At 66.5% G+C, this 18,339-nt stretch carries 20 protein-coding genes; all 20 read right to left on the bottom strand.

The window, feature by feature from the left end:
- Positions 1-77 precede the first annotated feature (77 nt).
- The gene (locus ACZ7LB_RS14945) at positions 78-1,175 is read right to left on the bottom strand and encodes a poly-gamma-glutamate hydrolase family protein (RefSeq protein WP_471468291.1); all 1,098 of its coding nucleotides are present in this window, start codon (positions 1,173-1,175) and stop codon (positions 78-80) included.
- A 9-nt stretch (positions 1,176-1,184) separates the two neighbouring features.
- On the bottom strand, positions 1,185-2,147 hold the full coding sequence (locus tag ACZ7LB_RS14940; RefSeq protein WP_471468290.1) for a phage baseplate assembly protein V: 963 nt from the start codon (positions 2,145-2,147) through the stop codon (positions 1,185-1,187).
- Positions 2,144-3,343: a hypothetical protein gene (locus tag ACZ7LB_RS14935; RefSeq protein WP_471468288.1), complete on the bottom strand. Its 1,200-nt coding sequence runs from the start codon at positions 3,341-3,343 to the stop codon at positions 2,144-2,146. The genes ACZ7LB_RS14940 and ACZ7LB_RS14935 overlap by 4 nt, the downstream gene beginning before the upstream one ends.
- Positions 3,330-3,614: a hypothetical protein gene (locus ACZ7LB_RS14930; RefSeq protein ID WP_471468286.1), complete on the bottom strand. Its 285-nt coding sequence runs from the start codon at positions 3,612-3,614 to the stop codon at positions 3,330-3,332. Before ACZ7LB_RS14930 ends, ACZ7LB_RS14935 begins: the two co-directional genes overlap by 14 nt.
- Before the next feature lie 8 nt (positions 3,615-3,622).
- A complete protein-coding gene (locus tag ACZ7LB_RS14925) occupies positions 3,623-4,345 on the bottom strand; it encodes a hypothetical protein (protein ID WP_471468285.1) in 723 nt (240 codons plus the stop codon).
- Positions 4,345-7,281 carry a C40 family peptidase gene (locus ACZ7LB_RS14920; RefSeq protein ID WP_471468284.1) on the bottom strand — a complete coding sequence of 979 codons (2,937 nt, stop codon included), beginning with the start codon at positions 7,279-7,281 and terminating at the stop codon, positions 4,345-4,347. The genes ACZ7LB_RS14925 and ACZ7LB_RS14920 overlap by 1 nt, the downstream gene beginning before the upstream one ends.
- Positions 7,282-7,423: 142 nt before the next feature.
- Positions 7,424-8,287: a T4 family baseplate hub assembly chaperone gene (locus tag ACZ7LB_RS14915; RefSeq protein WP_471468283.1), complete on the bottom strand. Its 864-nt coding sequence runs from the start codon at positions 8,285-8,287 to the stop codon at positions 7,424-7,426.
- Positions 8,288-8,314: 27 nt separating this feature from the next.
- The gene (locus ACZ7LB_RS14910; protein WP_471468282.1) at positions 8,315-8,899 is read right to left on the bottom strand and encodes a phage tail protein; all 585 of its coding nucleotides are present in this window, start codon (positions 8,897-8,899) and stop codon (positions 8,315-8,317) included.
- Positions 8,900-8,973: 74 nt separating this feature from the next.
- Positions 8,974-10,824, bottom strand: a complete 1,851-nt coding sequence (locus ACZ7LB_RS14905) for a phage tail sheath subtilisin-like domain-containing protein (protein WP_471468281.1) — start codon at positions 10,822-10,824, stop codon at positions 8,974-8,976.
- Between the two features lie 146 nt (positions 10,825-10,970).
- On the bottom strand, positions 10,971-11,648 hold the full coding sequence (locus tag ACZ7LB_RS14900) for a hypothetical protein (protein ID WP_471468280.1): 678 nt from the start codon (positions 11,646-11,648) through the stop codon (positions 10,971-10,973).
- A gap of 223 nt (positions 11,649-11,871) precedes the next feature.
- Entirely contained in the window at positions 11,872-12,195 is a 324-nt protein-coding gene (locus tag ACZ7LB_RS14895) for a hypothetical protein (protein ID WP_471468279.1), read from the bottom strand.
- A gap of 88 nt (positions 12,196-12,283) precedes the next feature.
- The gene (locus tag ACZ7LB_RS14890) at positions 12,284-13,570 is read right to left on the bottom strand and encodes a hypothetical protein (protein WP_471468277.1); all 1,287 of its coding nucleotides are present in this window, start codon (positions 13,568-13,570) and stop codon (positions 12,284-12,286) included.
- A 6-nt stretch (positions 13,571-13,576) separates the two neighbouring features.
- Complete coding sequence (locus ACZ7LB_RS14885) at positions 13,577-13,786, bottom strand: hypothetical protein (RefSeq protein ID WP_471468275.1); 210 nt, start codon at positions 13,784-13,786, stop codon at positions 13,577-13,579.
- Positions 13,786-14,898 carry a hypothetical protein gene (locus ACZ7LB_RS14880; protein ID WP_471468273.1) on the bottom strand — a complete coding sequence of 371 codons (1,113 nt, stop codon included), beginning with the start codon at positions 14,896-14,898 and terminating at the stop codon, positions 13,786-13,788. The genes ACZ7LB_RS14885 and ACZ7LB_RS14880 overlap by 1 nt, the downstream gene beginning before the upstream one ends.
- Positions 14,899-14,908: 10 nt before the next feature.
- Entirely contained in the window at positions 14,909-15,583 is a 675-nt protein-coding gene (locus ACZ7LB_RS14875; RefSeq protein WP_471468271.1) for a hypothetical protein, read from the bottom strand.
- Complete coding sequence (locus ACZ7LB_RS14870; RefSeq protein ID WP_471468269.1) at positions 15,564-16,172, bottom strand: hypothetical protein; 609 nt, start codon at positions 16,170-16,172, stop codon at positions 15,564-15,566. The genes ACZ7LB_RS14875 and ACZ7LB_RS14870 overlap by 20 nt, the downstream gene beginning before the upstream one ends.
- A gap of 6 nt (positions 16,173-16,178) precedes the next feature.
- Positions 16,179-17,006: a hypothetical protein gene (locus ACZ7LB_RS14865; protein ID WP_471468268.1), complete on the bottom strand. Its 828-nt coding sequence runs from the start codon at positions 17,004-17,006 to the stop codon at positions 16,179-16,181.
- A gap of 1 nt (position 17,007) precedes the next feature.
- A complete protein-coding gene (locus ACZ7LB_RS14860) occupies positions 17,008-17,499 on the bottom strand; it encodes a phage tail fiber protein (protein WP_471468266.1) in 492 nt (163 codons plus the stop codon).
- On the bottom strand, positions 17,499-17,873 hold the full coding sequence (locus ACZ7LB_RS14855; protein WP_471468264.1) for a hypothetical protein: 375 nt from the start codon (positions 17,871-17,873) through the stop codon (positions 17,499-17,501). Before ACZ7LB_RS14855 ends, ACZ7LB_RS14860 begins: the two co-directional genes overlap by 1 nt.
- A gap of 15 nt (positions 17,874-17,888) precedes the next feature.
- Positions 17,889-18,278 (bottom strand): hypothetical protein, encoded by a 390-nt coding sequence (locus ACZ7LB_RS14850; RefSeq protein ID WP_471468262.1) that lies wholly within the window; start codon positions 18,276-18,278, stop codon positions 17,889-17,891.
- Positions 18,279-18,339: the final 61 nt, after the last annotated feature.

Raw genomic sequence — 18,339 nt, 5'->3', positions numbered from 1 at the left:
GCCAGCGGGATCGAGTCAGAAATGTGTGCCGGCTGATATTCGGATTCTACGGTTTTCCGTGGCGGTGCGTTAATACCCTATCCGCTGGCGGATACGACTGTGCCGCCCACCAGCACGCCCACCGTGCGTGTGGTGTCCTGCTCGGCGTTGGGAACGTCGCTGCGGGCGACCTGAACGTTCACGTTGACCGACCCGACCTCGTTGTTGACATCGGCGACAACGGCTGAAACCACGGCGCTCGGCTCCCAGGCCGCCACGGCGTCGATGACCGCACGCTCAAGTTGCGCATGGGCCGCGCCGACGTTGATGGCGAACAACGCGGCAGACGTCGGGACGCCGTACGTTGCGCGCATAACTCGCTCGCCGGGCAGGGTGCCAACCAGGGCGTGCACGCGGTCCAGGAGCTGTTCTCGCTGATCGGTGGTCGAGGCCACTGCCCCGGTGTGGTCGATGGCGAACGGGGTGCTCATCGCCCGGCTGACCGCCGTGTCCACGGGGCCGGTCGCCTGAATGACCGGCGGTGTCTCCTCCTGCTCGACCGAGAGGGGGACCTGGGCCGCAGCCCTCTTGATCGCATCGCCGAAGGAGAAGAAGGCGGGCAGGCGGTTGGCGGGATTGTTCACGGACTGGAGCGCGAGATTGCCGTCGGCGTAGAAGCTCTTGCGCAGGGAGCGGGTGAGGTCGATCTGGACGCCGGCGTGCAGGCGGGTCTTGTTGACGATGTTCTGCGGGTCGCTGCCCTCGAACCGGAGGGGAGGAGCGTCGACCACGAAGCCGGCCGCGGTCAGTTCCTGGCCGACCAGGGCCACCAGCACGTCGTCGAGCCCGGAGAGGTAGGCGACCTCTTCGCTTTCCCGCTGGTCCTCGACTCCGCGGAAGCTGATGGCGCGGGTGCTGTTACCGACGTTGACCTGGCAGAACGGCTCGTCGAACGCCGTCGCTGGCAGGGCGAGGGTTGAGGCCGTCAGGCTACTCAGGGCCTCGAAGCTGTAGTAGGCCCCGGTCGCGTCGGCACAGTACACAGCGAGCTGTGAGGTGGGCGGCTCCATCGCACCGCCGTGGACGGCGGTGTAGACGAGGTAGTCACCGACGCCGTACCGATTCTTGATGTCGTAGTCGATTCCCAGCGTCTTCACGGCGGCGAGGCTGCGGAAATACGGGTAGGGAGTCGTCACAGTTGCTCCTCAGATGACGCGGGCGCGGATGCCGGTCAGCGACATGTCGAAGGTGGGCGCGGCGCCGCCCGGGAAAAGGGCCGTGAGGTCTCCGTTGGTTTCCATGCTGACGCGCGCTGTCGGGGTGTCGTGCTGGCCGATCGGGATTGTGGTGATCCACTTGTTGTCGAACGCAGCGGTAGAGCCGGTTCCCTCTGTGCGGTAGACGGCCGTGACGGTGTACGTCGTCCCCGGATTCATTCCGGTGATCCACCGCGAGTTCGAGGCGCTCGTGTTGTAGGTGCCCTGCACCTCCGCGGAGCGGTTATCGTCGCCGTCCGCGATGATGCTGGACCCTGCGAGGACCCGGACACCCATGAGGCAGCGGCCGGTGTCGGCCGTGTTCTGCATGAAGGCGCCGAAGATCACGACGACGCGTCCGGAGGCCGGGGAGATGAGGCTTGTGCTGGGTCCGTTGGCGTCGGTGACGTAGGTGGTGCTCGTGGTCGACGTCGTGGTCCGGTGCTCCGCATAGGTCGTGACGGCGTTGTAGGCCGTTCGGTAGACGGTGGCCGTGGTCGCTCGGTGCCGCTCGATGGGCCAGGCGCCCTCGGGCAGGCTGGAGAACTTGACCGCGGTGCCCGTGGCGATAGTCCCGGTGGCCTCGACCGACCCCGTCAGTTCCACCATGCCGTCCGCAGTGGTGCGGTACATCGGCGTGCCGGCTGAGGAGGCGATCCAACCGGATTCCAGGGTGAGGGGTACCCAGCCGGAGACGGTCTGCTGCGGCCAGTAGAGGGGGTAGTTCAGATCGCTGCCTTCGAAGGCGACGGTCACCTGGTCGCCGGGCGCCACGGTGCCGAAGGAGACGGGTTCCGCCCAGCCCGATACGGCGGTGCCGGTCACCTGGGGGATGCGCAGCCGTACCCGGCGCCGGTGCTGCGGGTCGTTGGTGGCAACGACAATGCCTGCGTACACCCCGGGCACGCTCATGCTGCCCCTCCCGTGTAGGCGGCCCTCCAGCGGCCGGAGACCAGGACCGTGGGGGCCGGCGCCAGGGGCCGGCCCTGGACCCCCAGCGTGAGGCTGCGGGCGTCGTCGCGTCCGACGACCAGCGTGGTGACGTACGTGCTCTTCTGCGCGTACACCTGGTTTATGCACAGCTTGTGGACGGCTGATCTGACCATCCACAGACCCTCGTTGGCATCGCCGATGCCAGTTCCGCGGAACTCGACGAGGGCACCGGGCTTGAGTCGGGGGTCGCCGTTGACGACGGCGCGGGCCTCGACCCAGAGCCAGTCGGCCTCCGCGTTGAGCAGCCGCTGGGACTGCGCGTAGGAGTCGGCGGGCCGGGTGCTGTACTGGGTGGTCAGAAGCGGGTCGACGCTCTGGCCCTGCACGGTCGTGCGGTCCTGGGTGTAGGCGCTCTCTGTGAGGATGTTCGACGTGCGGTTGAATGCCGTCGTCTCGTAGCGGGCTCGCAGGCCGCCAGCGGGATCGGTGTCACCCACCACGGCGGAGAACTCGCGTAGGGAGTCGGTGAAGCCGGGTGCCTTGCGCTGCCAGAACGTCGGCCATGTCCGGTCCGGGGTCTGCATCACGGTGCGCCGGTCAACGAACCACATGGTGGTGTTGTCGCAATACAGACGATACCCGCTGAGGTCGGCGAGGTCGTTGAGGTACTGCCAGTCGCTGCTCGCCTGCGTGCTCTGCCCCCAGACGTGCGTGGTGGGGTCCACACGGGCCTGGAGGTTGTAGTCCTGGGCGAACTGGCGCGCTGCGGCCGAAGCCGTTGTGCCTCGCCAGGTCTTGTTGCGGCGGGTCTGCATCGGCATGCTCGCCCCGGTCAGCGTGTACACCACGGGGACCTGCACGGCGTGCCCGAACTTGGGGTCGGTCTCGCTGGCGACCACCCGGGATGATGCGACGTAGCCGTACCAATCGGCACTGTCGTCGGCGTACCAGCCGAACTGGAGGCGTACGGGGGTGTTCTCGGGCCACACAGAGCCGGCCGGTGTCCGCCACTGCTGGGCAGGAAAGCTCGGGTTGTAGGTGTGCATCACGGTCAGCTCGACGACCTGGTGTGCGCCCTCGGCCTGGTAGACGTCCACGCTGGACAGCCAGGCCCCCTTCTCCAGTGCGGGGGTCCGGCAGTAGAGGTGGGGCCGGTAGACCTTACGCCACGCCACGGGGCACCAAGACTTGCCGGCCCGCCTGGACCTGAGTCCAGTCGAGAACATTGGGGTTGGCTTCGGCGAACATCCACCAACTCGACTCCGAGCCGTAGTAGCGCGAGGCGACAGCGTCCACCCGTTCGTCGGTGCGCCAGCGGTAGTCCGTGACGCGCAGGGTCTGCGCGGTGGGCCGGCGGTGCAGGACGGCGAGCTGAAGATTGCCGTTGCGGTCGGGCACCAGGGCTGTTTCGTTGCGCTGGTACCGCGAGGTGATGTCGATGGTCATTTCGCCTCCTAGACCCATCCGACGGTGGACATGAGCTGCATGCTGATGGCGACGGCACAACGTACGGGCGTCATGCGCTGGGTGAAGTGGGTGTAGGAGATATCCACGCTGCTCAGATAGCCGAAGTACGACATCCGTGACATGTTCGGCAGCTTGTCGGCGAACCGATGGCGGGCCTGATTGAAGTGGACCCAGACCGGGTGCATCTGCATGATCCCGACGACGTCGCCTGTCTCTGTGCTGGCTGCATCCGAGGAAGTGGCGGACGACCAGACTTGCTGCTTCATGTTGATGCCGACGAGGTTGTACAGGACGTGGATATCCGCCATGACGCCGTACGTGCCCTCGACGGTGTTGAACTGGGTGGGGTCGGACATCTCGTAGCTGCGGTCGAACAGCAGGGAGAAGGACAGGCTGCCGCCGGCCGCGGTGAGGGGGGTGCCCTTGTCCTGATCGCTCCGCGTGTACGCGGGCATGACCTGGTTGGCCGCGTCGAGCGAGTGACTGACCTGCACGGTGCTCGGGTTATACAGGAAATTCAGCATGTAGAAGCGGCCGGTCTGCCCCTTCGGGAAGGCAGTGACCATGTACCCACGGATCAATCCGTAGTTGGTACCCCCTGCTTCCCCCGGGAGGTACGACGGGATGTTCTGGATTCGGTTGTCAAAAGAGTTGTCGTAGATGCCGGTGCCCGGCAGGGTGACCGCATCGGTCTTCTTCTTGTCGGCCATCACCAACCTCCCATCAGGGATTTGATGCGGTCGTCGGCGGCGATTTGGGAAACGAACGCATGCGCTGCGCTCTTGGCGCCTTCCGCGGTCGCCGTGGGCATCTGCACGACGACCGAGCCAGGGCTGAACTGGAGAGTGACGGAGCCGCTGCTCCCGGCCGAATTTGAGCCCTGTCCCGGGGAATGGGTGAGGCCCTGATTGAGCAGGGCCTGGCGCACGGTGTGGGCCTGATTGCGTTCGAGTACCATTTCGCCGCCGTGCAGCTTGACGTCAATCCCTTCGCCCGGCTGGCCGGGCACCTCCCAGGCGCCGTCCGCGTACCAGTGCGGGTTGCGGGAGTTCCAGACGCTGTACGCCTTCTGCGGATTGCCGTACCGTTCCTTGATGTACTTCAGGCCCCAGGCGATCTGCGTTGCGGGGTTGGTCTTCCAGTCCGATCCCTCCGAAGCCATTTTCGAACCGGGGAGCGACTGGGGAATTCCATAGGCGTCTGAACTGGGGTTATCGGCCCACCATTGCCAGCCCGATTCGCCGACCCAAAGCTTGTACAGCGAGGTCCACTGGGAGCCTGCCCAGCCGTACTCGGCGGCCATCTTCTTACCCAGCTCGACGCTCTTGCGCACGTTCTTCGGGGCGTCCTTGCCCGCGTTGCTGTTTCCGGCGTCGGTGTTGCCAGCGTCGGCCTCCTCGTTCTGGGTGGCCTGGGGGGTCCGGCTGACGGACTGGACACTGCCTCCGCCGCCGGAGAGCGCGGCGGCCAGGGCGTCGACCTCTTCGGTGGAGCCATAGGCGCCGGATACGGTGAAGCCGCCGCCGCCCGCGGAGCCGCTATCGGTGGTCGGGTCCTTACTCTCTCCGGAGAGGGTTTCGGTGGCCGCCACGCCGCCGGACATGACGCGGCGGGCCCTGGTGAACTTGCTGTACATCGGGCCCTCGACGACGCCCTTGCCGGGGTTGGCGGCCTCGATGACCTTGCCGCTGCCCGAGTAGATGCCGACGTGGCTCAAGTCCTTGTAGAAGACCAGGTCGCCCGTGCGGACCTCGTCGATCGGGACTTCGACGCCGGAGTGGATCTGGTCGTAGGTGACGCGGGGCAGCTTGACGCCGGCCTTGCTGAACGCGGCCTGGACGAGGCTGGAGCAGTCCCAGGCGTCGGGGCCTTCGGCACCCAGGATGTACCGGTCGCCGACCTGCGCGCGGGCGTAAGAGATCGCCTTCGAGGTCCCGCCTCCTGAGACGCCTGCCTTGTCGCTCTTCTGGTTGCTGCCGCCCTGCTTGGACTGCGGTGTGCCGGAGTCGCCGCCGAAGAGGCCGCTGATGCCCTTCCAAGCGGATTTGGCCCAGGACGACTGGTCGGTGCCCTCTCCCCAGTCGCCGAAGAAGACGTTGGGCCCCGAGTTCCACCCGCTCTTCAGTCCCGTGCCGGCGGAGCCCCAGAAGCCACCGCCCTTTGCGGAGCCTGCGACAGTGCCAATGGCATCAGCCAGGGGTTCGAGGGTTTTCTGGAGCAGCGAGTGGATATCGGCGAGGGTGTTCGCGGATGCCTTGGCCGCGTCCAGATACGAGGCGCTCGCAGGAAGGTGGCCTTCACGGTCCAGGCCCTGGAGGTAGCGCTGCGAGTCCTGATAGCTGTCGCCGACGCTCGGCGCGTACTTCTTGACCCGGTCGCGGGCCCTGTCGCCGGTGTCGTCGCGGCGGCCGGCCTCCTCGATGACCTTCAGCGCCTCTTCGGACGACAGCCCCTTCAGGCCGCTGTCCTTGGCCGGGTTCATCAGGTCGCGCAACAGTTCCGTCTGGTTGCGCATCGCTTCCATCGACTGGCCGCTGAGCCCCGCGGCACGGGCGTAGTTGGCCATGGACATGGACAGCGAGCCGCCTTGGGCGAGCTGCGCCTGGAGCTGGCTGCCGGTGAGCTTGCCGAACGCGCCTGCGTTCACCCGCTGGGCGAGAGAAAGCGCCATGGCAGACGAGGAGTTCTGCGCGCCTTCGGCAAAGCGCGTGGGGGCCAAACCGAACATCTGCGAGGCGTAAAAAGCCTGGGCAGTACCGAGTTCCTGCTGCATTTGGGCGGCGCCCTGAATGCCGAGACCCGGGGTGATATAGGCGGCTGACGCCGCGCGCCGCATCTGGGTGTCGTACTGGTTGAGCGGGGATTGCTGGAGAATCGCGTTTGCCCCGCCGAAGACGTCCTCATTGGAGGTGCCCCACATGATGGTTCCGTAACGCTTCATTTCCCGGCCGTAACCGCGCGCCCGACCACCGGCGGTGCCCTCATAGTCCGGCCGCATGAGCGACACGCGCCGCTCGAACTGCCCCAGCGCTTCTTCGAATCCACCCGAGTAGTACGAGCGTGCCGCGCCCACGACCGCGCCCGCCGTCTGGCCGGCCATCGCGATGCGGCTCATGGTCGTCTGGGTGCGCCGCTGGGCTGCCATGCGGTTCATGTCGCTGTACATCTGCGACATTGCCGTGCTGTGTGCGTTGTCGCTCTGCTGCCACTCGCGGCGGGTGCGGGCCTGGTTGCTGGCGAAGAGAATCGCCTGCTCGTCCATCAGGTCTTGTGCTTCCTGACGGCGCCAGGCTGGGAGCTTCATGTTGCCGGCGTTGCGGGTACCGACGCGCCGCTGCCGGTCCCACTGGAGCTGCTGGCGCTCCAGTTCGTCTTGCATACGCTGGCGGGCGAGGATGTGAGCGTCGTACTGCTGCTGGTAGCGCTGCTGAAGGCGGCCGAGCTGGTCCCCCGTCCGCTGTGCCTGACCGCCGTTCGAAGCCTGCCAGCCCATCGTGGAAAGGCCGGAGGTTGACGCAAATCGGTTCGTGAAAGTGGTGAATGCGCGCGTGAGCGCGTCGATTTGCTGTCCGAGATTGTTGGCGCCGAAGAGCCGGCCCGCTCCGGGATTCGGTGTGGGCGGGCCTGGCGGCGGGGGAGTTGCCACTTACTGCCTCCTCTCGAATTCCCAGGCGGCGCACATGACCCAGTGATGGCGCTCACGAATGGAAAGGGACTTGATCTCGCCCAGGGACCACCCGGTGTAAAAGCGGGCGAGAATCTCGAATTGACTGAAGGCTCGCGCGTAGTCACAGTCCGCGAAACAGGACTGCCAGATTGATCGGCAGCTCGACCTCCTCTCCGCACGTGTCGTGCGTGAAGCTGAAGTCGGCCAGCCGCGGTCCGGGCTGGCAGTCCACGAGGAACTGGAGAATGGTCTGCCGGTCGGCCATGTTCAGGCTCTGCGCGGGCGGCCGGCGTACTTCGGTCCCGTCCTCCTGGACCAGGCGCAGAACGCACCGCGAGAGGATGACGGAGTCCTGTTTGGCCTTGTTGTTGCGGACGGCGAACACCTGCTCCTGATCCTCACCGTTGGGCATGCGGACCAGGGCCGTACTGCCCCGCCGTAGCGGTACCTCGAACTCGATCTGCTCCGGATCGTCGAGATGGACGAAGGGGATCACGTCGAGAGGCACCGTGAGGTCGACTAGCTCGCCACACCGCGAGCAGGGGAGCTGCTCAAATTCGAGGGTTTCCCCGAAGGTCGCGCGACGGATGCCCATGATGAGCAGTTCTCTGTCACCGATGAGGAGTTCACCCGCGAGTCTGCGGCTCATGGGCTCGCCGCCGATGCTGACGACGCCTCGCACCAGCAGGGTTTCGATGACCTTCTGGGGGGAGCTGCCGGCGCCGGCAGCGGCGATTGCTTCCTCGTCGTACCCGTTGAGTTCACGCACCTGCGCGTCGCGGTACCAGGCTCCGTCCCGGAAGACCCCGCGTTCGAGGGCGACCTGGTTGTCTCCGGGAGCGTCGATGCGCGGCCGACCGGACTCGCGGTCCTCCTTGAGGAGGGCCTGAGTCGCGGCGCTGGCCTCTTCGGGACGTTGCAGACCGCTGACCGCCTTGTCGCCGAACTGCTCGAAGTCGGGGAGCACGATGGGCTGTTCAGTCATGTGTTGTCCTGTGAGTGTGGTTCCGATTTACGGCAGCGAGATGCCGGCGCCGGGCCCGTACTTGCTGGCGATCTTGAAATCCCAGCCTTCGTGGGCGAGGGTGATCTGCTGGAGTTCGATTCCGTTCGCGCCGGCGTCGAGGTCGCCGAAAGCAATGCTCGTGGGCCAGCAGTTGTAGACGCGCCATCCGGCCTTGTACGTCACCTTCTGCGTGGTGACCGGGTGGTCGAGCAGAAAGATGTCCATCGTGGCGCGGAAGTTGTAGCTTCCGTTGTTTCCGCCGGTTCCCTGCATGACCATGAACAGTTGCTTCAACCAGGCATAGATGTCGGAGTCTCCGCAGATCAGCCCTCGCGAGAGGGTGATGGGTGCGAAGTCGCTCTGCCCAGGCATCTTCTGTGTGGTGGTGTTCATGCCACCCTGCCTGTAGACCACCACGTCAGTGGTGATGGACAGGCCACTCAGGGACATGAAGCCGAGCTGGTTGGACCGCTTCGAGCTGTCGAGCGTCGACCCCGCGAGGTGGATCTGAACCTGGAACTTGAAATTGCGCAGCGGGTCCGTGGAGAGCTGCGCCAGGCTCGGCTTCTGGGTCGTCGTTGTCGTTGCCACGTTTCACCTCTCATTTCCCTGGTCGAAAGGGCCGCCGTAATGAACCGCAACGAGGGGCGGGGTAGTTGGGTGCGTCAGGCCGTTGTGGTCTGGTCCGCGGAGTCGGTCGATGCGGATACGCCGCCTTGGTACTGGCTGATCTCGATGACGATGAATTCAGCCGGGGAAGCGAGCGCTACACCGACGGTGACGTGGATTTCGCCCAGAGCCACGGTGGCAGCGGTGTTGTTTGTCTCGTCACAGACGACGAAGTACGCCTGGTTCGGGACCGTCGACTGGAGCTGGCCGGCCTGGGTCAGCGTGAGGAGCTGCTGGTCGACCAGGGCGGCGAGCGTCTGCCACAGGTCGGGACCGTTGGGCTCGAAGATCGCGAACCGGGTGACGTCTTCGAGGAGGCTCTCCAGGTAGATCAGCATGCGGCGCACGGAGATGTACCGGTCGGGCATGCCCTTCTTCAGCGTGCGGGCCCCCATGACGCAGTACCCGGACTGCGGCACCGGCCGGATGATGTTCACGCCGGCGTCGTTGAGCGTGTCGAGCTGGTCGGTTGTGAAGAGGTGCTCGACACCGACTGCGCCGACCAGGTTGTAGGCGACGCCGGCCGGGCTGCGGTTGGGGCCCACTGCGGCGTCGGCCTGCGCGTACTGCCCCATCACGGCCCCGGCGGGGGGCAGCGCCCTGGTCGAGGAGACCGAGGAGCCGGCCGGGTCGGCGACCTGGAGCCAGGGCCCGTACGCTGCGGCGTAGGACGACGCCGGTGCGTAGCCGGTGACCGTCTCGGTGTACTTCGTCGCCGCGGTGGCAGCGTCGATGGGGGCCGGCTGCCGGGGGGTGTCCAGTACCAGAAAAGCAGCGCGTCGGCTCTCAGCCCATGCGATCGCTGCGTTGATCTGCGTGGCCGGCGGGATGTGGTCCGTCATGGCGGTGTGTCCGCAGAGGTTGACCAGGAGCACGTCGGAGACGGATGCGAACTGGTCGCTGAGCTGCTGGGCCAGATTGACCGCCTGGACACCGTCTGTGCCCGTGGCCAGCGGCGCGTCCGTGACGTACTCCGGCAGCCAGGAGGCATCGGGGGTCATCCCGGTGCCGGGCGTCGCCGAGGTGGGCGGCAGCAGGTTCGTGAGTGTGACGTAGTTCGAGCCCGCCGTACCGGAGTTGACCAGGCCCACCACGTAGCGCGGGTCCGCGGGGTTGAGGGAGAGGTCCTGCCAGGTCTCGACGAGCTGGCCAGAGCCCGTACCACCGTACTTGATGAAGAGGTGGAAGCGACTGGCGCTCCAGCTCGGGGTGACAGTGACGTAGAGGTTGTTCCCGTAGGCCCCTCGGCCCTTGGCGGCGAGCTGGAGCGCGTCCACGTTCGTGTAGCCGGCGGCCGTGGTGAACTCCGCGGGCGCGTCCATCGGCAAGCCGGCCGTGCCGCCCTTGTACGGCGTGATCCGGACGTCGTACGTGGTGTCGGGGGCGAGGTCGGTGAAGGCCGCCTGGGGCTTGCCGGACTCGGGCTGGGCGACCCAAATCTGCTTGTTGAAGGACCCCTCGTCCGGGTTGGTGACGACGACTTCGTACGCGTCCACACCGGAGAGCGGAGCGATCGCGTTCCATTCGATCAGGAACGCGGTCTGCTCGGGGTTGGCCGTCACGGAGCCCGAGGGCGGGACGAGCTGTACGCCGGTGACCTTCGCGGTCGGAGCGGTGCCGCTGCCGGTCGGAGCCGTGCCGTCCGGGGTGGCGACGATCGTCTCGGCCGGCGGGACCGGCTGGTTCTGCACGACCAGGCGGGCCGACGTCGAGTCGGTGGGCGTAGCACGCAGAATCCAGGCCGCTTGCCCTCCGTTGGCGAAGTAGCTGTACACCTGGAAGGGCATGTAGTTCAGCCCGGTGCCGAAGCCGCCGTAGAGGGACATGAACTGTTCCCAGCTCGTCACCTTCGTCGGCGTAGAAGGGCCGGCGTCGTGAGTGCCCACGAATGTGGCCACTGCCAGGCCAGGCGGGCTGACCTGCTGCGGGAGCGGCTTCAGAGTCTCCGAAATGTAGACCCCGGGCCGCCGGTAGGGAAATGTCGTGGGCGTGGTCATGGGGTATCAGCCTCCGAGGGGGTGACCACCTGCGTGGGGTCCAGCTCGACGGTGTGCCCCTCATCGAAATAGCGTTTGTCGAGCCAACTGATGAGGACTCGTTGCGCGGGTGTGAGGGTCTGAATGTCGGAGAGGAAGAGTTCGCTGGAAACGCGGATCACCCAGGAGGCGATGAAAATCCGCTTGCCCTGCTCGTCCTTCGACTCGCTGTATTCCGGTCCGCCGAGCAGATCAAGCCGCCGAATCGTGCCGTCCTCGCCGATGGGTAGATGCCCGAAGCGGTGCGGAAGGTACCGGAAACCCGACAAGGCGCCCGTCATCTCGATGAGATGCGTTTCTTTCCGTGCGTAGGCGTCGATCTGGTAGTCGACGTTCAGCGGAATGGGCATCTGCGCCATGTAGGGCGACTGTGAGGGGTCCGTCATGTCAGCCCACGGCTCATAGTTCTCGGGGGCGTAGTGCAGACGGATGTAGCCGCGGTGCTCCCTCTCCTCGTCTCGCGAGATGCGGGAGTGGGAGATCAGGATCATGGGATAGACAGCGTCCGCAAGTTCGTACTCGGGATTGCGGTACCGCACGGTGACCCTACGGCCGTCACCAGAGGTCGCGTCATGCACCATCAGGCCCTGGAACTTCTGCTTCAGGGCCTTATCTTCGTTGAGAAGGAAGGGCACGGTGGCACTCCGGTATGGGCGGTTGTGGATCGCCCAACCAGAATGCGTGCGCCTATTTGCGACCAGTTAATGGCCGCAGGATCAGAGGATGCCGATGATCTTCAGGATGACCAGCACGAGAAGCGTGACGAGCACCAGGCCCACGATCTGCGACACGGTCACGGCTGTCTCCCTTCGGGACGGACCGGGCCTGCCGCCCCGAGCACGGCAAGCCCCGGCGGTCCTACTGCTGGTTCTGGTTCTCAGGGCAACCAGGCTGGGTCTGCGCGCCCTGGCCGCCCTCGCGACCCTGGGGGCCGCGCCCACCATCCCCACCATGCCGGCGTCGGCCGTTGTCGTGCCTGTCGTCCGAGGAGTCATCCGGGCTGTCCGGCGCGAGCGCGGCACCGCCCTCCGAGTAGCGGTAGCCCTCGCCCAGGGCGATCGCCTCCAGCATGAGCTTGTTGCCCTCCGGCACGGAGTACTCGGACGGGTCCTCCAGCTCGATCGGGCCGTACTTGATCGTCATGTCGATGCCGTCGGCGTCCACGAGGACGTAGCGGGCCATGAGACCTCCTCAGAGAAATGGCATGAGTCAATCACGAAAAGCGATCGGGCCTTGAGCCTCGCATGCAGCCATATTCCGGAGTTAATCACTAGAGCCAGGCCGTCTCTGACCACACCTTTACCGGCTTCGTGACCCACGCAGTGCCGTTCCAGACCTTGAGAGTCTTCTGCGCCCAGGCGCCCCCGTTCCAGACCTTCACGATCGCCGTGGGCACTGTATTGACGTTGTCGACTTCGGCCGGAGCAGTGACACTGCCGGAGTCTGCATAGCCCTCGAAATTCGTCCGCAGTGTGCCGAACTTCAGCCACTGGGGTGTCGTCATGCTGCGGCGAACGGTCCAGGACGTGGCGTCCGGGCTGGTTTCCCAATAGAAGGTGCCGCCTGCTTCACGGAAACGGAACCATCGGTGCGCTACCGGATCGTAGGCGAGTTTTGTCGGTGAGGCGTCGAAGTACCCGACAGCGTTCTCGAAGGAAAGCATGCCAGTCGCGATGCTGTACCTGGTGCGTACGTAGGTTCCGTTATCGATGGGGCCGAGGACGATTGCAGAGAAGCTCGTGTTGGTTCCGCCGGTCGGCATATGCACGATTTCGGCGTAGTGAGTGGAGCCCGTGATCTCGTAGCCCACGTCAGTGGCCATGAGGCCGGGGTATTCGCTGTTGGCCGGGATGCCGACCCTTTTCCAGGCGGTGTTCCAGAAGGTGCCGCCCCAGAAGACAAACCGAGAGCCGATGCCGGTGGTGAACTTGTCGACGATCTCGGCCGTCGGCGCGGTGAAGAGGCCGTCGCCGCCGGAGAAGTCCACCCAGCCCGGGTTGGTCGTCACCGCAGTGGCCGCGTTCGCCAGGTCGGCGGTGCCAGTGGCGCCATAGTAGATGGTGCCGGTGTACGACGTCGTGGAGGTATTGGTGGCCTGATAGCCGAACTCGACCACGATCCGGTCGCCGGCTTGGACGGTGACGGAGCCGATGGCCTGACCCGTCACTGCTCCGCCGGTGGCAGTCGTTGGCCAGTTGCCCGTGCCCTGCCAGTTGTCCAGCAGAGTGCCGCGGACGGTGTCACCGTCTCCGGCCGTGACATACATGTGCACCCGCGAGACCAAGGCGGCTGCCGTGGCTGAAGCGAGTCTCCCGACGCAGAAATCGACCGTGCCGGCGAGTGTGCCGGCCTTACGCGCTGGGGGGCTGATCCACCGACCGAGCAGGACACTGGTCGCGGTGGCGGACACCTCGGCCTTCGCCGACGTCGTCGAGGCACCGGCCGGTTGGCGCGCGAGCAGGCCGGTGGTGGTCGAGGTGGCGTCGGTCCAGGCGCCGCGCTTGGTCGCCGGTGTGTAGGGGGCCGTAGAGGCGGTGAGCCAGAAGCGGGTGGACATGCTGCCTCAGTTCGTGTCGATCCACACGTCCCCGATGGCGGGGCTGGTGGGGGCAGTGATGCCTACGGTGATCTTGGGTACGTTGATCTGCGCCGCCGGCACCTTGGAGTCGGCTCCGAGGCCGGCCACACCGTTGGCCGCGCCGACTTTGTCACTGGAGACCACGTTGCCGCCCGCCGTGGGCACTGTCTGGGAAGCGAGCTGCCGCGCGACCATCAACCCACCACCGTGACACGGAACGTGTCGGCCGCGTAGGAGGCCGCCGTGGTGACGCTGATCGTGTTGGCGTCCACGACCGTGAACTTCGCTCCCACCAGCTCGCCGGTGCTGATCTCCTTCAGGGACGGCTCCAGCACGTCGACCGTGTTGAGCCCGTGGGCGATGTTGAGGGGCGTGCCGCCGGTGATGGCACCCACGTTGGCGGTGTACCTCCCGACCGCGCCGAGCGCCGTGCGGGCGCCGGCCGCAGTGGTTGCGCCGGTGCCGCCCTTGGCGATGGTGACCAGCCCGACGGTGAGGCCCGCGGCCGACTTCGTCAGCGTCGCGTCGGCCAGCTCCAGGCTGAAGGTCGTGCCGCTCAGCTCCAGGCCCTGCCCGTCCGCGGTGTACGTCTGACCGCCAGCGGTGTACTGCACCCAGGTCTGGGTCCAGGCACCGGGTGCTCCCGAGGGGGTGGCGGTCTGGATGTACTGCGTGCCGGCCCTGGTTCCCTCAGCCACTGCCACGAGCGTGCCGTCGAGGATTTCCCCCGTGGCGTCGGCGTCCGTCCGACGCGTGGCCGGCTGTCCGGAGCCGGGGTAGGTGTAGAGCCCGTTCTGGGTGCCGGCGGTCTGGGCCGCTGCCAAGAAGGTCTCCCCGGCACCCATGGTGACGCCGTCGATGGCCGACGGCAGGGTGGTCAGGTCGATGTTCGATGTGGCGACTACGCGAACCGGGTCCTTGACACCGGCGATCCCGGCCCTGGCGTTGTCGACGTACTGCTTGGTGGCGAGGTCGGTTGCCGCGGTCGGGTCCGCACCGTTGGTGGCTCGCTGCCCACTCAGCGACACCGCGGCGTTCGGGGCAGCGAACTCGTTGAGTCGGTACGCCTGTACCACGGTGGCGAGGTCGCTGATGGTGCTCGCCGGCTGGGTTCCGGTGTGGTCCGCGCGAGCGAGCGGGTCCTTCCACACCGCGGCGTTCCAGAACTTCACCGTGTGGTTGACGGTGTCGGTCCAGAGCTGTCCTTCAACCGGCGCCGTGGGGGCGGAACTTCCCGACTCCGGCACCAGGCCGCGAAGCGGGAGCTTGTTGAAATTGACCGGGAACCGAAAATCGGTAACTGCCATCGGGGCGCTCCTAGTGCAGTACTGCCGAGCCGGTCTCCGCGAAAGCGAACTTGACCAGCACAGTGGTGGGGTTGGGGTATTCGACGGAGCCGCCGATTTCTCGACCGGAGACGTCGTAGACGGCCACGGCCGGCCGGTACGGCATGGTGTGGGGGACCGTCCACTCGGTGCTCGCCGAGGTCTGTGTGAACTCCTGGGGTCGCGGTGCGACCCGCGCTTCGAGCGCGTCGAGTTGCGCGAGCGTGACTTCGCCGGGCTCCCCCTTGTCACCCTTGACGCCCTGCGGGCCCGCGACGGGCAGGTAGTTCCCGGCGTACGGGGACACGGGGGCGATATCCGCGAGGTCGACCGGCCCAGTGCCGCCTGGCAGCATGATGTGGAAGACCCTCGGGGGGATGCCCTTCAGCTTCTCCGTCACCTGGTACGACCAGCGCTGCGGCGACATGCCGGGAACATCAGTGGGGATCAGGTCGACCTCGAACCCGCCGGTGGTGTCGAGCGTGACCTTCGCGGCCGTGGCGGCGATGACGTCGGAGGCCGGCAGGGTCAGCACGGACGGCGGGGCGAACGACACGGTGCCGGACAGGGGCGTGCCGTCAGGGGCGATGTACCGGCCGGTGAGGCGTACGGATGGTACCCCTCCCGGGAGCGCGCTGGCGGTCAGTTCAGGAGGAGTAGAGGGCATCGCTCTCGCCTTCCTCCGGCATGATCACCGTCTGTGCCATCAGTTCCGGCGTGATGGCCGGCAGCTCGGTCGGGTCGGTGAGGTACTGGCTGAACTGGGGGTCGTTGACCAGCTCGTCGTTCTGGAGCTGCTGCGCCTCGATGACGACCACGACGTCCCGTCGGCGGATCTGGCCGAGGATGGTGACGCGCTGCACGGCGTAGAGCGCGTTGTCGTAGGCGATGCGGTCCCGCTGGAAGCTGCCGTGCCGGATATCCATCTCGGTCAGCCCGAATTTCACGAGCTGGTCGTATTCCAGGACGACGCGCAGCGCGTCGGTGACGTAGAGGCCGCTGTCGCGGGGGTCGGTGTTGCCGGACTCCGCATGCGTGACGTGCAGCGCCGGGACCTGCCAGCGCCCGTAGAAGACACGGCCGGCGCCGGTGGCTTCGTCGTAGACGTCATGTACGTCGCTCTCGGCGTACTGGAACCGGAAGTAGGTGACCCTGTCGCCGGTCCGGCTCTGCCAGCCGCGCAGCGCGCGGTGAATGAGGGTTGTTTCGGTGTTGATCCCGAAACGCCCTCGCTTCCAGTCCGAACGTCCCTGCATCGCCGCTCACCCCCAGGTGCCCGGGTAGAGCGGCGACGGGATTCCGGACTCGTCGTCGTACTCATCGCCGTCGATCGGCGGCAGCAGCCGCTCGGGCCGCGAGGTGTCGTCGTATTCGCGGGACTGGAAGACCGGCACGAGCCGGTTCGTGGTCCGGGAGATACGCCGGAGCTGGAACATCTCGATGCGGGCGAGCCCCACGTTGAGCTGTTGCGCGAGCGCGTTGTACCGGGCCTGGATTTCGCCCAGGTGATCCATCAGTTGGCGGTAGCGCTGAGACCGCGGGACGAACGTGCCCTCACTCGTGTTGACGTCGATGTCGGTGCTGGCGTCGGTGGCCAGGGTCCACAGAACGTTGATTACCGCGAGGTAGGCCACCAGCGGTTCCTCCACCGGCGGCAGGTTCTCCAGGTCGATCGGCTCGTTGTCGTACCGGATGTGGCCGTGTCCGTCGCGGTAGCGGGTGCGCAGGGTGCGGCCGTAGATGTGCTGATTCATCGCGTCCTGGACATAGGTCTCCAGGTCCGCGTTGCTGAACATGCCCTCGCTGAGTCCGCGCACGATGAGCGTCTGGCCGTGCTTCAGCGGCGAGTAGGCGGGGTTGATCAGCAGGATGCTGCCCTCGGCCGGGTTGAGGACGTAGTCGGTGTCCTCCACCAGCTCGACGACGCCCGCGGAGCCCGCCGTGGACTTCGCGTTGACCGAGGACACGTTGACCTCGGAGAGGTCGTAGCTCGACAATTCGTCGCCACCGACGAACGTGTCCACAAACGGTGCCGAGAGGTCCCCGATCTCGGCCCGCACGCGCCGGATGATCCCCGCGAGCGTCGCCATGTCAGCTCACCGCCAGGGTCATGGTCAAAGAGCCGGCCGCGAGCTGGAGAGCCTGGTTCTGCGCCGTGGTGATGGCACTGCCGAGGTTCCACGCCATGAGGCACAGCCCGCTCGGCTGGCCGGCCGACGACGTCATACGCGTCACCAGGGCCGCGCCTGTGATCGGCGCGGCCAGGCCGGCGGCGTCGTTGAAGGGCCCGAACTGGACCAGGTCCGTGTTGCTGACCGTCCGAGTGCTCGTCGAGGCCGCTCCCCAGGGAATCGGCTGGCGTGCGTAACCGGTGCCGGCGGCCTCGATGCCGACCAGGGTCGTCATGTCCGTCTGGCCGTCGGTGACGACCTGCGTGAGCAGCATGAGGTAGGTCGTCCGCGGCTGGGGGTTGCCCCCCGCGGTCTTCGCCTGCCACTCGGCTTCCAGGGCCGTCGTGCGGCCGGTGAGGAAGTCGAGCGCGGACACGGAGCCCTGGAGCGCGATGAAGCCGTTGGTGGCCATCAGCCGTCGCCCGCCATCTGCGCTCGCCAGTCGTGGTACTCGGGCGGCTCCCTGCCGGGGCCGACCAGGTCGCAGAACTGGGGCTGGGGGAAGGAGATGTGGTGCTGGGAGAGTCGGCCGGGGGCCGTCTGCTCCAGCCACATGGCCACGACCGTGTCGTCAGCGCTATAGCCGACGCCGGCGGTGGCGGGCTCGACGAGGTCCAGGACCAGCAGCATGCGGTCGTCCTCCTGGACCTCGTTACTGCCCGGAGAGCGGTAGCGACGCGTACGGCTGAGCATGCCGACGCCCTCACCGAAGTCGGAGAGGAGCCGGTACCACTGACCCTTTGCAGGGGTGTCCCCGGTCTCAGTGAGGCTTTTAATTGCCGCCACGAGGGCGCCCCTTTCTTAGGACAGCCACTGCCAGACGTAGCCAAGCCGGTCGAGATGCAGCGCGACATGCAGGGGGACCTCGTAGACCTGCCCCTCCTTAAAGTCAAAAGCCGTGCCCTGGCCAATGGTGACCTTCTCCAGGTCGCAGGCGATACGGATCGTGACCTTCTCCGGGGGGAGTTCCACCGGGCCTTCCGGAGTCGCCTCCTCGGCCACGGACTCAAGCGTCCGACCCTTTTCGTCAAGCGAAATGGGCTGGTCGAGATTGGCGGCGACCTCCGCGCGATGCATGGCGATCTCACCCTTGCGCTTCGCCAGTTCCTCGGCGTGCTGGTCGGCGAGAACCTGCTTCAGGTTCCCGGTGTGATCCTTGGGATTCCGCTTGGTGCGCGGGTTCGCGGGCACGGATGTACTCCTATCGATTCGGATGAAGAGGCCGGGGCGGCGAGAGTCGAACACCACCGCC

The sequence above is a fragment of the Streptomyces sp. NPDC107521 genome (assembly GCF_055598485.1).
Note: the sequence above shows the minus strand (reverse complement) of the source record. Positions and strands in the feature narration are given on the sequence as shown.